This is a genomic window from Actinomadura coerulea (assembly GCF_014208105.1).
Lineage (GTDB): Bacteria > Actinomycetota > Actinomycetes > Streptosporangiales > Streptosporangiaceae > Spirillospora > Spirillospora coerulea.
In genome coordinates, this window is record NZ_JACHMQ010000001.1 from 3,418,853 (window position 1) to 3,431,810 (window position 12,958).

15 protein-coding genes are annotated in these 12,958 nt (G+C 72.1%); 11 read left to right on the top strand and 4 right to left on the bottom strand.

Features of this window, described 5'->3' with window-relative positions:
- The first annotated feature begins 122 nt into the window (after positions 1–122).
- The 5 genes from BKA00_RS15645 (at position 123) to BKA00_RS15665 (ending at position 4,239) form a co-directional block, all read left to right on the top strand.
- Complete coding sequence (locus BKA00_RS15645; protein WP_185025735.1) at positions 123–1,262, top strand: serine hydrolase domain-containing protein; 1,140 nt, start codon at positions 123–125, stop codon at positions 1,260–1,262.
- 118 nt (positions 1,263–1,380) lie between these two features.
- Complete coding sequence (locus BKA00_RS15650) at positions 1,381–2,181, top strand: SAM-dependent methyltransferase (protein WP_185025737.1); 801 nt, start codon at positions 1,381–1,383, stop codon at positions 2,179–2,181.
- 523 nt (positions 2,182–2,704) lie between these two features.
- Positions 2,705–2,902: a DUF2795 domain-containing protein gene (locus BKA00_RS15655; protein WP_185025739.1), complete on the top strand. Its 198-nt coding sequence runs from the start codon at positions 2,705–2,707 to the stop codon at positions 2,900–2,902.
- A 223-nt stretch (positions 2,903–3,125) separates the two neighbouring features.
- Positions 3,126–3,371, top strand: a complete 246-nt coding sequence (locus BKA00_RS15660) for a hypothetical protein (protein WP_185025741.1) — start codon at positions 3,126–3,128, stop codon at positions 3,369–3,371.
- Positions 3,372–3,423: 52 nt separating this feature from the next.
- The gene (locus BKA00_RS15665) at positions 3,424–4,239 is read left to right on the top strand and encodes a SigB/SigF/SigG family RNA polymerase sigma factor (RefSeq protein ID WP_185025743.1); all 816 of its coding nucleotides are present in this window, start codon (positions 3,424–3,426) and stop codon (positions 4,237–4,239) included.
- Positions 4,240–4,248: 9 nt separating this feature from the next.
- Here the strand turns inward: BKA00_RS15665 and BKA00_RS15670 are convergent, their stop codons facing one another.
- Entirely contained in the window at positions 4,249–5,016 is a 768-nt protein-coding gene (locus tag BKA00_RS15670; protein ID WP_185025745.1) for an SDR family oxidoreductase, read from the bottom strand.
- 176 nt (positions 5,017–5,192) lie between these two features.
- On the opposite strand from BKA00_RS15670, the gene BKA00_RS15675 reads away from it, so the two are divergent.
- Positions 5,193–6,095, top strand: a complete 903-nt coding sequence (locus tag BKA00_RS15675) for an RNA polymerase sigma-70 factor (protein ID WP_185025747.1) — start codon at positions 5,193–5,195, stop codon at positions 6,093–6,095.
- A 12-nt stretch (positions 6,096–6,107) separates the two neighbouring features.
- On the opposite strand, the gene BKA00_RS15680 is transcribed toward BKA00_RS15675, so the two are convergent.
- Both BKA00_RS15680 and BKA00_RS15685 read right to left on the bottom strand, forming a co-directional pair.
- On the bottom strand, positions 6,108–6,620 hold the full coding sequence (locus BKA00_RS15680; protein ID WP_185025750.1) for an HAD domain-containing protein: 513 nt from the start codon (positions 6,618–6,620) through the stop codon (positions 6,108–6,110).
- On the bottom strand, positions 6,617–7,216 hold the full coding sequence (locus BKA00_RS15685; protein WP_185025752.1) for a TetR/AcrR family transcriptional regulator: 600 nt from the start codon (positions 7,214–7,216) through the stop codon (positions 6,617–6,619). Before BKA00_RS15685 ends, BKA00_RS15680 begins: the two co-directional genes overlap by 4 nt.
- 77 nt (positions 7,217–7,293) lie before the next feature.
- Here BKA00_RS15685 and BKA00_RS15690 point away from each other — a divergent pair, with 77 nt between their 5' ends.
- Positions 7,294–7,704, top strand: a complete 411-nt coding sequence (locus tag BKA00_RS15690; RefSeq protein WP_185025754.1) for an organic hydroperoxide resistance protein — start codon at positions 7,294–7,296, stop codon at positions 7,702–7,704.
- A gap of 56 nt (positions 7,705–7,760) precedes the next feature.
- On the opposite strand, the gene BKA00_RS15695 is transcribed toward BKA00_RS15690, so the two are convergent.
- Complete coding sequence (locus BKA00_RS15695) at positions 7,761–8,555, bottom strand: SAM-dependent methyltransferase (RefSeq protein ID WP_185025756.1); 795 nt, start codon at positions 8,553–8,555, stop codon at positions 7,761–7,763.
- A 91-nt stretch (positions 8,556–8,646) separates the two neighbouring features.
- On the opposite strand from BKA00_RS15695, the gene BKA00_RS15700 reads away from it, so the two are divergent.
- The 4 genes from BKA00_RS15700 to glgX all read left to right on the top strand — a co-directional run bounded on the left by BKA00_RS15700 (position 8,647) and on the right by glgX (position 12,948).
- A complete protein-coding gene (locus tag BKA00_RS15700) occupies positions 8,647–9,498 on the top strand; it encodes a hypothetical protein (protein ID WP_185025758.1) in 852 nt (283 codons plus the stop codon).
- A gap of 54 nt (positions 9,499–9,552) precedes the next feature.
- Positions 9,553–10,125: a DUF4262 domain-containing protein gene (locus tag BKA00_RS15705; RefSeq protein WP_185025760.1), complete on the top strand. Its 573-nt coding sequence runs from the start codon at positions 9,553–9,555 to the stop codon at positions 10,123–10,125.
- A 39-nt stretch (positions 10,126–10,164) separates the two neighbouring features.
- Positions 10,165–10,749: a GNAT family N-acetyltransferase gene (locus BKA00_RS15710; protein ID WP_185025762.1), complete on the top strand. Its 585-nt coding sequence runs from the start codon at positions 10,165–10,167 to the stop codon at positions 10,747–10,749.
- Between the two features lie 90 nt (positions 10,750–10,839).
- On the top strand, positions 10,840–12,948 hold the full coding sequence (glgX, locus tag BKA00_RS15715; protein WP_185025764.1) for a glycogen debranching protein GlgX: 2,109 nt from the start codon (positions 10,840–10,842) through the stop codon (positions 12,946–12,948).
- Positions 12,949–12,958 lie beyond the last annotated feature (10 nt).

Sequence of the window (12,958 nt, forward strand, 5' to 3'; positions counted from 1 at the left end):
GAGTCCTCACGTTCCCCTCACTCGTCGGCGGAGAGCCTCAGCGTGGTGAGTGCGGTTTTCCACAGGGAAGCCGGGCGGCCGTCCGCATGGGCGGCGAGAGGCCGGCTCCGTAGCGTTCAACCATGATCAAATTTTCTCGGTGGACGGCGTTCGGGGTGTCCGGCGCGACGGCGGCGGCGGCCGTGACGGCGGCCGCGGTCGTGCTCACGGCTCCCGGCGCGCGGACGGTGCAGCCACGGTCGAACCGGACCCCTGCCTTCCAGGAGGCGTTGAACGACCTGGTGAAGACCAAGGCGGCCACGGCCGTCCTGCTGCGCGTGCGGACCGCGGGCGGGGGCGAGTGGTCGGGTGCGGCGGGCGTGTCCGACGTCCGGACGGGGCGGCCGGCCGATCCGGCCGGGTACTTCCGCATCGGCAGTGTCACCAAGACGTTCGCGGCGACCGTCCTGCTGCAGCTCGTCGACGAGGGACGGCTGCGGCTCGACGACCCGGTGGCCGAGCATCTGCCCGGAGTCGTCCCGAGCGGCGAGCGCATCACGGTGCGGCAGGTCCTCCAGCACACCAGCCTGCTTCGCGACTACATGAGCGACCCGGGATGGTCCACCAACCGCTGGCGCGGGGCGCAGCGGTTCCGCAGTTACAAGCCCGACCGGCTCCTCACGCAGGCGTTCCGCACCCCCGCCCAGAACCCCCCGGACGTCACCTGGAAGTACTCCAACACCAACTACGTGGTCGTGGGGAAGCTGATCGAGCGGCTGACCGGGCGGCCCTACCGGGAAGAGGTGGAACGTCGGGTGCTGCGCCCGCTCCGGCTGACGCAGACGATCGTTCCCGGCGACCGGCCCGGGCTCCCCCGCCCGCACGCGCACGGGTACGCACTGCTGCCGGACGGGCGGACCGTGGACGCCACGCGCATGAACCCCTCCCTCGACTGGGCGGCGGGCGAGATGATCTCGACCACCCGGGACCTCGGCCGGTTCCTCGACGGGCTGCTCGGCGGACGCCTGCTGTCGCCCGCGACGCTCGCCGCGATGCGCGACGCGCGGCCTACCGACGCTGGGTTCGCCTACGGGCTCGGGCTCCAGGAGTACGCGCTGCCCTGCGGCAAACTCATGATCGGGCACAGCGGCCAGCTCATCGGCTACACCACCTACGCGCTCCGCTCCGACGACGGGCGGCAGATGAACCTGTCGGTCAACCTCGGTTCCTCGCCGCCCTCGGTCGACAAGCTCTACGCCCTCGCGGGCAAGGTGTTCTGCTGACGGCTTCTCCAAGCCGGCCGGAATCTGCGAGAAGTCCATTGGTACAGGGTTTTTCGCATTTTGCTCGGCTCCGCGAAGCTACGATGCGGAGCAAGATCTCCTGAGCCTTGAGGTGCACATGGCCGAGTCGTCCCCGCAGATTCCCACCGGCGTTCCGACCGCCGCCCGCGTCTACGACGTGATGCTCGGCGGCAAGGACAACTACGAGGTGGACCGGGCGGTTGCCGCGGGCAGCCTTGCGATCATGCCGGAGCTGCGGGACATCGCCCTGCACAACCGCGCGATCCTGCACCGCGTCGTCCGCCATCTCGCCGCCGAGGAGGGGATCACCCAGTTCCTCGACCTGGGATCGGGACTGCCGACCGTGCGCAACACCCACGAGGTCGCCCAGGAGGTCAACCCGGCGGCTCACGTGGTGTACGTCGACATCGACCCGATCGTGCTGGCGCACGGCCGTGCGATCCTGGCCGACAACGCCAACACCACCGTGGTGACCGCCGACATCCGCCGGCCGGACGATCTGCTCGAGCGCCCCGAGGTCCGCGCGCTGATCGACTTCGACAAGCCCGTCTGCGTGATGCTCGTCGGGATCCTGCACCACCTCGCCGACGACGAGAAGCCGGGCCAGATCGTCCAGGTGCTGCGGGACGCGATGCCCAGCGGCTCCTTCTTCTTCATCACCAACTTCACCCGCCTGGGCGACGCCCCCGAGTCGGTCGCGCTGGAAAGGCAGCTCCTGGAGCAGCTCGGCTCCGGCCGCGTCCGCACCCCCGCCGAGCTGGCCGCCTTCTTCGACGGCCTCGAGATCCTGCCGCCCGGCCTCGTCCCGCTCCCGCTGTGGCGCCCGGACGAGCCCGTCCTCGACGCGAGCACCATCGACGTCCGCTTCATGACGGGCGGCGTCGGCCGCAAGCCCTGAGCCCTACGAGCCTGTGCGGCTCGGCTCACCTCCGGGCGCCGCTCCGATTCGGCGAGTTGTTCGACGCATGCGCTCGCGGCTCGGCGGGTGCAGAGCGCCACCGCTCTCAGCGAGAGCCCCATCAGCATCCCCCGGGGTCCTAGCCGGGTCCGGGGAGGATGGCGGGTCCAGTGCCATGGACACATGCCCGTAGCCTGCAAAAAGAGAAACGACGGAGCAGCCGCCTGCACCGGAAAGGGGCGCTCTCTCGAGCGTTTCTGTCCGCTAACGGCCGTCCCGTCGTCTCCCGCGCGCCCCTGCCGACGGGTGACAAGTCCGCCGCGATTAAGAGGGGCTTACGCGCTTGGCAATATAACACTTACAACTGGCCCGTCATCTGTCATCAACTCGTTGGATGTTTCTGATGGGCACTTCGCGGCGGGCGCTGCTCGGTTCGGGCAGGTGGATGTCGGCGTCCGGCGGGTACCGGGGTCGGGGACGCACGCGGGCGGGAGCCCGAACGCGATCATGATGAGGGGGGATCATGGCGGACAACCCGTCGTTCATCGAGGTCCAGAAGTGCCTGGCCGGCATGGACTACCCGGCCTCGCGCGACCAGCTGGTCGACCACGCGGCCGAGCACGGCGCCGACGAGCCGATGCTTCAGGCGCTGCGGGCCATGCCCGACCGGGAGTACGACGGTCCCAGCGGCGTCAGTAAGGAGATCACCAAGTCGTCCTGACGGCCGGGCGCCCGGCCGTCCCGCCGGGACGGCCGGGACCCGAGCGAGCCGATGCGGGTAAGGCCGCGGGCGGTGGTCAGAGCGAACGCGACGCCGCCGTCGTCCGCGGAGACCGCCGCCGGTTTGGGGACGACTCGCGAGGGGAGACCACACGAAGGACCCGATCCGGGTTCTCTGGGTCCAACAGCGCGGCCCGCCTTCACTTCGATTCTGGTGAGGTGGCATGCGCGCATCCTTCACGACCCCCAGCGGCATCTCGGTGAAGTTCACCCGGGGTCGGGCGGTCCTGCGCGTCCACATCCACGCCTCCGAGTTGGACACCCCCCTCTCCTTGCGGCTCCCGGCGTCCGGGACGGTGCCGCGCGTGTGCGCCACCACGGGTGTGAGCCGCGTCGTCCGCGTGGAAGCACCCGGGACCGCCGACCCGCCGCCCCCTCTCACCCATGCCCACGGACGGTTCCGGCGCTGAGCCCGGACCGCCGCACGACCTCCGCGCCCCCGACGCCCAGGAAGGATCCCTTGTGACACATGCCGAGGCACCGGTGAGGGACGGCGGCGGCCGAGCCGCCCCCCGCGAGGACGGCGCGCCCCCCGCCGAGGTGCTGCTGGACGAGATGAACCGCCCCGGGACCGGTCCCGCACGGCGCGACCGGCTGAGAGCGGCACTGGTCGAGGAGCACGCCTCCCTGGTCGAGTCGATCGCGCGGCGCTACGGGCACCGCGGCGAACCCCTGGAGGACATCCGGCAGGTCGCCTACCTCGGCCTGGTGATGGCGATCAACCGCTTCGACCCCGACCGCGGGGACAGCTTCCACGCCTACGCCTACCCCGTCATCCTCGGCGAGGTCCGGCGGCATTTCCGGGACAAGACCTGGGGCATCCGCGTCACCCGCCGCATCCAGGAACTGCGCCCCCGCCTGGTGCAGGCCACCCAGGGGTTCTCCCAGGAGCACGGCCGCTCCCCCACGCCCAGCGAACTCGCCGACCTCCTCGGCATCGACCTGGAGGAGGTCACCGAGGCCATCATCGCGTGGGACTCCTACAACCCGCTGTCCCTGGACGCGCCCGCCGAAGGGTCCTCGGAGGCCCACGCCGGCCTCATCGTCGACCACCTCGGCGCCGAGGACCCGGACCTCCAGCACGTGGTGGAGCGCAAGACCCTCTGGTCCCTGCTCAGCGAGCTGCCCGAACGGCAGCGCACCATCGTCCTGCTGCGCTTCTTCGGCAACCAGACGCAGACGCAGATCGCCGAGCAGTTCGGCATCTCGCAGATGCACGTCTCGCGCCTGCTCGGCAAGTCCCTGCTCCAGCTCCGCCACGGCATGCTGCCCGCCTGAGGCGGCCCCCTACCAGGGCAGCGGGCCGTCCTCCCCGAAGAAGCCGGCGGTCGGCCCGTCCGCGCCGAGCGTGGCCATGCGCACCACGACGGCGGCGCCCTGCGCGGGGGTGAGATGCCCGGTGTGGGCGTTGCTGTCGGTGCCGACGAAGCCGGGGGCGACGGCGTTGACGAGCACGCCGTCCTTCCGCAGCTCGTTGGCGTACTGCACGGTCAACGCGTTCAGCGCCGCCTTGGACGGCGTGTACGCGGCCGACGGCAGCAGCGCCGCGAAGGGGCCGTCCGGGTCGCTGGTGAGGGCCAGTGACGCGGCGTGGCTGCTGACATTGACGACGCGCGCCGCCGGCGACCGCCGCAGCAGCGGCAGCATGGCGTTGGTCACCGCGATCACTCCGAGGACGTTGGTCGCGAACACCGTCCGGACCATCTCCAGGTCCACGGAGCTGGGGACCTGGTCGACGGCGTCCTGGGGCACCACCCGTCCCGAGCCGGTGATGCCGGCGTTGTTCACCAGCACGTCGAGGCGCCCGTAACGCTCCTCGACCCACTTCGCGGCGTCCTGGACGGTGGCCGTGTCGGTGACGTCCAGCACGAGCGCGTGGACGTCGCCGCCCGCCGCGCGCAGGGCCGAGGCCGCCTCCTCCCCGCGCCGCCCGTCCCGCGCACCGATCAGGACCGTCATGCCCCGTGCGGCGAGCTCCTCGGCGACCGCCCGGCCGATTCCCTTGTTCGCCCCGGTGACCATCGCGACCGTCCGGCTCCCGGCGTTCTCCGTCATGGTCAAGCTCCCGTCTCGTGGGCCGCGCGGCGTCCACGCGGCTCTGGACACGAGATGACGCCGCCCCCTCTCCCGTGACAGCGCCGATGTGTGACGTGCGCCACTGGCCCTCGATGTCACGAACGGGCAGGGTCCGGCGTCCTGTGCACGGCACGAGACGCGCAACGGAGAGGGCCATGGACGAACGATCGAAGGGCACGGCCGACGGCCGCATGGACGCCGCCACCGAGGCGTTCATCGCCCACCGCAACCTGCTGTTCACCGTCGCCTACGAGATGCTCGGCTCGGCCGCCGACGCCGAGGACGCGCTCCAGGAGACCTGGCTGCGGTGGACGAGCGTCGACCTCGAAACGGTGCGGGATCCCCGCGCGTACCTGGTGCGGACCACGACCCGGCAGGCGCTCACCCGGCTGCGCTCGCTGCGGCGGCGCAAGGAGTCCTATGTCGGGCCCTGGCTGCCCGAGCCGCTGCTGACCGCGCCCGACGTGGCCGAGGACGTCGAACTGGCCGAGAGCCTCTCGATGGCGATGCTGCTGGTCCTGGAGACGCTCGCGCCGACCGAGCGGGCGGTGTTCGTGCTGCGCGAGGTGTTCGCCCTGGACTACGAAGAGATCGCCCAGGCCGTCGGCAGGAACCCCGACGCGGTCCGCCAGATCGCCCACCGCGCCCGCAAGCACGTCGCCGCGCGCCGGCCCCGCGACTCCGTCTCCCCGTCCGACACCCGGGCCGCGCTCCGTGCCTTCCAGCAGGCGGTCGAGACCGGCGACCTGCGGAACCTGATGGACGTCCTCGCGCCGGACGTCGTCCTGCTGACCGACGGCGGCGGGGTCGTCCGGGCCGCGCTCGCGCCCGTGGTCGGGGCGGACAGGGTGGCCGCCGTGCTCGCCGGGATCTCCGGCCCGGCCACGCTGCGGCCGACGCACGTCAACGGCCGCCCCGCGCTGGTCCTCGGCCGCGCCGGCGAGATCGACACCGTCATCGCCACCCGCATCGACGACGGCCGCGTCACCGGCCTCTACGCCGTCCGCAACCCCGAAAAACTCTCCCGCATGACCCAGGAGACCCTCCTCCACCGCTGACGCCCGACCCCCTCAGGCGGCGGCGCGCAGCCACTCCCCCAGCACCCGGTAGTCGGCATCGGTGATCCCCTCGCCCGGGTCGACCCGGTGGGCGAGAGCCGGCCCCGGATGCCGCGCGGCCACCCAGGCGCGGTCCCTGTCGGTGATCTCGTCGTCGAGCCAGGCGAAGGGGCGTCCCGCCGCCCACGCGACGAGGGTCCGCGTCTTCCAGTGCAGGCCTTGCCGCTGGTCCCGCTCCTCGGCGCCGGGGTCGTCCGGCCAGGTCACCACCGCCAGCCGCGGCAGCCCCACGAGCGGTGCGACGCACTCGTTGGCGTCGTCCATCCAGGTGGTGGCCCACACCAGCTCGCACGGCAGCGCAAGCAGTCTGGGCCCGTGCCCGGGATCGACCCGGGCCAGCAGCGGGTTCGACGCGACTTCCGGCGAGGAGGAGGAGCGGTGCGTTGGGTGCTCGCGCGGTCCGAAGGGGATGAGCGGTCCGTCGACGTCCAGGAAGAGCAGCGGCCGCCGCAGGACTCCCGTCACGAGCCCACGGGCTCGGGGGGACGGGTGGGGGCGTCCAGGAGTCTGGTGATGGCCTCGTCGACGGCGGCGCGGACCGCGGCGGGGTCGTCGAGGTCGAAGCCGACGGCCAGGCCGTCCCTCAGGAGCATGAGGGTGCGGGCGGTGCGGTCGGGGTCGGGGTGGCCGTCGGCGGCCAGGAGGTCGCGGAACAGGCCCCGGCACCACTCCCGGTGCTCGTCGATCGCCCGGCGCACCGGGTGGGCGGGGTCGGGGTACTCGGCGGCGGCGTTGATGAAGGGGCAGCCGCGGTAGGACGGCGCGGAGCCGAACGTGCACATCCGCTCGAACGCCGCGAGGAGGGCCTCGCGGGGCGTCGCGGACCCGGGCATGTCGGCGATGCCGCGCTGCCGCATGCTCTGGTCGGTGATGTAGGCGCGGACGAGGTCGTCCTTGCTCGGGAAGTGGTGGTAGAAGGTCGCCTTCGCCACCCCGGCCTCGGCGATGATCCGGTCGACGCCCACGGCGTGCACGCCCTCGGCGTAGAACAGGCGCGTCGCGGTGTCGAAGACGCGGGACCAGGCCGCGCTCCGGCGAGGCGCCGAGGATGTCGTGGTCACACCTTGACGCTACCAGACAGACTGGTCTACTCTCCGAGCTAGACAGATCTGTCTGTCTATTTACGAAGGGGCAGCTCATGCGGCAGTACACGACCACCGCCACCTCCACGGGGCGCGACGGGCGCGCGTTCAGCTCCGACGGGCGGCTGGACCTCCGGCTGGCCCTGCAGAAGGAGCTCGGGGGCGACGGCGACGGCACGAACCCCGAGCAGCTGTTCGCGGCCGGCTACGCAGCGTGCTTCGCCAGCGCCATGCAGCTGGTGGCGCGGAAGCAGAAGATCGACGTCTCCGGCATGTCCGTGACCGCGGAGGTCGGCCTCAGCCCGAACGGCTCGGGCGGCTTCCAGCTCGACGTCAAGCTGCGGGCGGAGCTGCCCGACGCCCTCAGCGCGGAGACCAAGCGGCGGCTCGTCGAGACCACCCACCAGGTGTGCCCCTACTCCAACGCCACCCGCGGCAACATCCCGGTGGAACTGACGGCGGTCTGACCGAGACGCCGGGGCGGGCGGGGCCGCCGGCCTGACCGGCCGGCGGCCCCGCCCGGTCAGGCCTTGCGGGCGACCCCGCAGAGGGTCGAGGTGCTCGGCGTCTCGCCGAACGGGCTCGGCTCGGGACGCCAGTTCTCGCACGCCACCACACCGGGCTCCACCAGCTCGAAGCCGTCGAAGTACCCGGCGATCTGCTCGGGCCGGCGCAGCCGGTACGGGACGGCGCCGGTGTCGTCGTACTCCTGCTGCGCCTTGTTGTGCGCCTCGTCGGTGTCGGTGTCGTCGTAGAGGGCGAGGTGGCTGCCGGAGGGCAGGCCGCCCATGAGGGTCCGGATGATGTGCAGGATCTCGTCGTAGGAGTCGATGTGCCCGAGGACGCCCATCAGCATCAGGGCGATCGGACGGTCGAAGTCGAGCTTGCCCCGGGCGATCCGCAGGATCTGCTCGGGGTCCCGCATGTCGGACTCGATGTAGCTGGTCTCGCCCTCGGGGCGGCTCGTCAGCAGGGCGTGCGCGTGGGACAGCACGAGCGGGTCGTTGTCGACGTACACGATGCGCGCCTCGGGCGCGACGCGCTGCGCCACCTCGTGGGTGTTGTCGACGGTGGGGAGCCCGGTGCCGACGTCCAGGAACTGGCGGACGCCCGCCTCCCCCGCCAGGTACCGGACGGCGCGGGCCAGGAAGTGCCGGCCGGTCCGCGCTATGTCCACGATCCCGGGGTAGATGCTGACGTACTGGTCACCGGCGTCGCGGTCGACCGGGTAGTTGTCCTTGCCGCCGAGCCAGTAGTTCCATATGCGCGCGGAGTGCGGAACGGAGGTGTCGATCGCGTTGACCGGATCGTCGGCCATGGTCTTCTCCCTACTGTGCTCCACCGGTGGTCGCGCATAAAATAGATCATTCTTCCGGCGCCGGGACACCGGCCGACGAAGCGAGGCCTGGGTGCGTTTTCGGCGGCTTGCCGCGGTCGCGACGATTGTGCTGGTGCTCGCCGTGCTCGCCGGATGCGGCGGCGCGCCGCCCCGGGAGCAGCGGTCGCGGATGGAGGTCGTCCTCCTGCCCGACGGCGGCGCCCACGTCGACCTGTACGCGGCGGGGCGGCTCCGGTCGGACGCCGAGGTGCGGGCCCTCGCGGGACGGGTCGCCGGGGCGCTGTTCCCCCGCGCAGAGCGGGTCCGCGTCCGCACGAGGAAAGACCGCGGAGCCCCGTTCGCCCGCGCCGAAATCGCCCGCGCCTACCGGACGGGGCACAGGCCGTTCCTGCGAATCGACACTTCCGGCGCGGCGCGCGAACTCGTGGCGCGGGGTTTCGACGATACGGCCATGCAATTGCGGCTTCCGCCGGTATCCGTAACTGCGAGTCCCGACATTTCCGGGAATCGACGCTGGCACCTGCGCGAAGGCGGGGCGCCGCCCGTCATCCGGGTCGGCATGAGGCCGCGGCCGGAACGCTGGTACGGCGTGATGGCGCTGCCCGCGCTGGGAGCGCTGGGGGTGGCGCTGGCCTTCTTCGTCCGGCGCCGCGCGCTGGCGGCGCCCGCGGCCGGGCTCGCCGTCGCCGCCGCCCTCCTGGCGCTGCCGCTGGGCGCGGGACGGCGCGGCGCCGACCTCGGCGTCGCGGGCCTGCTCGGCGGGACGGCCCTGGACGTGGCGTCCGTGGCGCCGCTCACCGCCCTGCCCCTCGGCATGCCCGCCGCGATGCTGCTGGGCGCCATGGCCGTCCGGGGCCTGCGCGGCCCCGCCGTGCGGCACGAGCACGAGGCGCCGCCGCGCGACACCGGCGCGTTCTGGTGACCTTGCGCGCAGCGGCATGCTCGCCCAGGGTCGATTGATCGTAAACTGAGGGTCATGTCCGGCGATCGCCCCTCATGCACCTGCGTGATGTGCCGTGACTACGGCGACCGCGACCGCCTGGACAACTTCCAGCTCCGCACGATCGTGCACATCACCCAGTACGGGTGGAGCGTCGTCCTCGTCCAGCCGGACGAGGACGGCTCCGGCTGGGCCTACACGGTCGGACTGTGGCACAGCCACGGCGCGCCCGAACTCGCGATGTTCGGCGGCGACGTGTACGAGACGGAAGAGATCCTCAACATGCTCGGCCGCGAGACCGCCGGGGGGCGCGCCCCCGCCGACGGCGAGCGCCGCGACGGCGTCGTGCGCGGGCAGCAGGCGGCCTTCCGGAACGTCGAACAGGACTGGTCCGTCGGGCTGTTCGGCGGCGCCGTGGCGTTCTACCGGCGTCCGCCGCCGATCCTCCAGGTCGTCTGGCCCAACGGGAACGGCCTGTTCCCGTGGCAGCCCGGCACCGACCTGCCGTTCCGGCACGCCCAGCCGTGGCTGTGGCTCCACCCGCGCCAGCATCCGGTCGGCGCCTGGACGCGGCGGCTGTCCGGCCGGCGGTCCGAGTGGCGGCTCTGACGGCCGCGGCGCGGGCCCGCGAGAGCATACGATCGGCGGGTGTACGGGCCGATCGCCGACACGATCCGCACCCAGCGCCTCGTCCTGGAGCCGCTGGCGGTCCACCACGCGGACGAGATGGCCCCCGTCCTGGACGATCCGCGCCTGCACCGCCACATCGGCGGCGAGCCCCTCACGCGCGAGGAGCTGCGCGCCCGCTACGCGCACCTGGTCGCGGGCCCGGCGCCCTACCACCAGGAGTGGTGGCTGAACTGGATCGTCCGCCGCGCCCGGGACGGGCAGGCCGTCGGGTACGTGCAGGCGACGGTCACCCCGGCGCCGCCGGGGTTCCCCGTGACGTCCCCCTCGGCCGGGTCGACGGTCACGCCGGGCCCGCCGCGGCTCATCGCGTCGGTCGCCTGGGTGATCGGCATGCCGTACCAGGGGTTCGGGTTCGCCACCGAGGCCGCCCGCGCGCTGCTGGACTGGCTCGCGGCGCACGGCGTGCGCGACGTCGTCGCGACCGTGCACCCGGACAACCGCGCGTCCGCGGCCGTCGCGTCCAGGATCGGGCTGCGCCTGACCGGGGAGACCCGCGACGAGGAGATCGTCTGGCGCCTCCCCCGCGGCGCCGCGCCGGAATGACACGCGTGGTGAAAGGCCTCGACGCGCGGGGAAGGGTGCGGGTAGGCCACAATCGACGGGCCGGACGAACCGGCCGAGGGTTGGAGGAGCATGCGGGATGTGTGGCCCGGGGACCCCTATCCGCTGGGCGCCACCTGGGACGGCACGGGCACGAACTTCGCGCTGTTCTCTGAGGTGGCCCGGCGGGTCGAGCTGTGCCTGTTCGACGCCGAGGGGCGCGAGACGCGGCGGGAACTGCCCGAGGTGGACGGCTTCGTCTGGCACGGCTACCTGCCCGGCATCGGGCCCGGCCAGCGCTACGGGTACCGGGTGCACGGGCCGTTCGACCCCCGCGAGGGGCACCGCTGCAACCCGTCCAAGCTGCTGCTCGACCCGTACGGCAAGGCCGTCGCGGGCGCCACGCCGCACGAGCTGATCCGCTGGCACGAGGCGCTGTTCTCCTACCGGTTCGCCGACCCCGACGCGCTGAACGAGGACGACAGCGCCCCGTACATGCCGAAGAACGTGGTGGTCAACCCGTTCTTCGACTGGGGGGACGACCGGCCGCCGCGCGTCCCGTACCACGAGAGCGTCATCTACGAGGCGCACGTGAAGGGCCTGACGAAGCTGCACCCCGCCGTCCCCGAGGAGCAGCGCGGGACCTACGCGGGCGTCGCGCACCCGGTGATGATCGACCACCTCCTCGACCTCGGGGTGACGGCGGTCGAGCTGATGCCGGTGCACCAGTCGGTCCCCGAGCACGCCCTCGTGGCGCGGGGCCTGGACAACTACTGGGGCTACAACACGATCGGGTTCTTCGCGCCGCACAACTCCTACAGCTCCTCGGGGCAGTCCGGTGAGCAGGTGCTGGAGTTCAAGGCGATGGTCCGCGCCCTGCACGAGGCGGGCATCGAGGTCATCCTCGACGTCGTCTACAACCACACGGCGGAGGGCGACCACCTGGGCCCGACGCTGTCGTTCCGGGGCATCGACAACGCGTCGTACTACCGGCTGCGCGACGACGACAAGCGCTACCACCTCGACTACACCGGCTGCGGCAACTCGCTGAACGTCCGGAACCCGCACGCGCTGCAGCTCATCATGGACTCGCTGCGCTACTGGATCCTGGAGATGCACGTCGACGGGTTCCGCTTCGACCTGGCCTCGGCGCTGGCCCGCGAACTCCACGACGTCGACCGGCTGGCCGCGTTCTTCGACCTCGTCCAACAGGACCCCGTCGTGTCCCAGGTGAAGCTCATCGCCGAGCCGTGGGACGTGGGCGAGGGCGGCTACCAGGTCGGCAACTTCCCGCCGCTGTGGACGGAGTGGAACGGCAAGTACCGCGACACCGTCCGCGACTTCTGGCGCGGCTCGTACGCGACCATGCCGGAGTTCGCGTCGCGGCTGACCGGCTCCTCCGACCTCTACGAGCACAGCGCGCGCCGCCCGTTCGCGTCCATCAACTTCGTGACCTGCCACGACGGGTTCACGCTCACCGACCTCGTCTCCTACGACCACAAGCACAACGAGGACAACGGAGAGGAAAACCGGGACGGCACCGACGACAACCGGTCGTGGAACTGCGGGGTCGAGGGCCCCGCCGGCGATCCCGGGGTCCTCGACCTGCGGGCCCGGCAGCGCCGCAACTTCCTCGCGACGCTGTTCCTGTCGCAGGGCGTGCCGATGCTCTCCCACGGGGACGAGATCGGCCGTACGCAGGGGGGCAACAACAACGCCTACTGCCAGGACAACGAGATCGCCTGGGTCCACTGGGAGGACTCGGGCGACATGGAGTTCATCCGGCTCCTGTCGCGGCTGCGCCACGACCACCCGGTGTTCCGGCGCCGCCGATTCTTCACCGGGACGGGCCGCGGCGCCGCCGCCGACATCGCCTGGCTGACCCCGGCCGGCGAGAGCATGACCGACCAGGACTGGAACGTCGGCTTCGCCAAGTCCCTCGGCGTGTTCCTCAACGGCGACGCCATCACCGAACCCGACCCGCGCGGCAGGCGCGTCCGGGACGACTCGTTCCTGCTTCTGATCAACGCCGGCTCGGAGCCGGTCGAGTTCACGCTTCCCGGCGCCGAGTACGGCGAGCGCTGGGAGTTCGCGCTCGACACCGCCGAGCCGGGCACGCTCGGCGAGCGTCCCCGCCTCAAGGCCCGCGACGCGGTGGCGGTCGTGGACCGCGCGCTCCTCGTCCTGCGGCGCGGGGCGTGAGCCGCGGGGC

What these genes read in the sequence shown, in the direction of transcription:
- BKA00_RS15645 (WP_185025735.1), top strand. Translation starts at nt 123, where the DNA reads ATGATCAAATTTTCTCGGTGGACGGCGTTCGGGGTGTCCGGCGCGACG.
- BKA00_RS15650 (WP_185025737.1), top strand. Translation starts at nt 1,381, where the DNA reads ATGGCCGAGTCGTCCCCGCAGATTCCCACCGGCGTTCCGACCGCCGCC.
- BKA00_RS15655 (WP_185025739.1), top strand. Translation starts at nt 2,705, where the DNA reads ATGGCGGACAACCCGTCGTTCATCGAGGTCCAGAAGTGCCTGGCCGGC.
- BKA00_RS15660 (WP_185025741.1), top strand. Translation starts at nt 3,126, where the DNA reads ATGCGCGCATCCTTCACGACCCCCAGCGGCATCTCGGTGAAGTTCACC.
- BKA00_RS15670 (WP_185025745.1), bottom strand. Translation starts at nt 5,016, where the DNA reads ATGACGGAGAACGCCGGGAGCCGGACGGTCGCGATGGTCACCGGGGCG.
- BKA00_RS15675 (WP_185025747.1), top strand. Translation starts at nt 5,193, where the DNA reads ATGGACGAACGATCGAAGGGCACGGCCGACGGCCGCATGGACGCCGCC.
- BKA00_RS15690 (WP_185025754.1), top strand. Translation starts at nt 7,294, where the DNA reads ATGCGGCAGTACACGACCACCGCCACCTCCACGGGGCGCGACGGGCGC.
- BKA00_RS15695 (WP_185025756.1), bottom strand. Translation starts at nt 8,555, where the DNA reads ATGGCCGACGATCCGGTCAACGCGATCGACACCTCCGTTCCGCACTCC.
- BKA00_RS15705 (WP_185025760.1), top strand. Translation starts at nt 9,553, where the DNA reads ATGTCCGGCGATCGCCCCTCATGCACCTGCGTGATGTGCCGTGACTAC.
- glgX (WP_185025764.1), top strand. Translation starts at nt 10,840, where the DNA reads ATGCGGGATGTGTGGCCCGGGGACCCCTATCCGCTGGGCGCCACCTGG.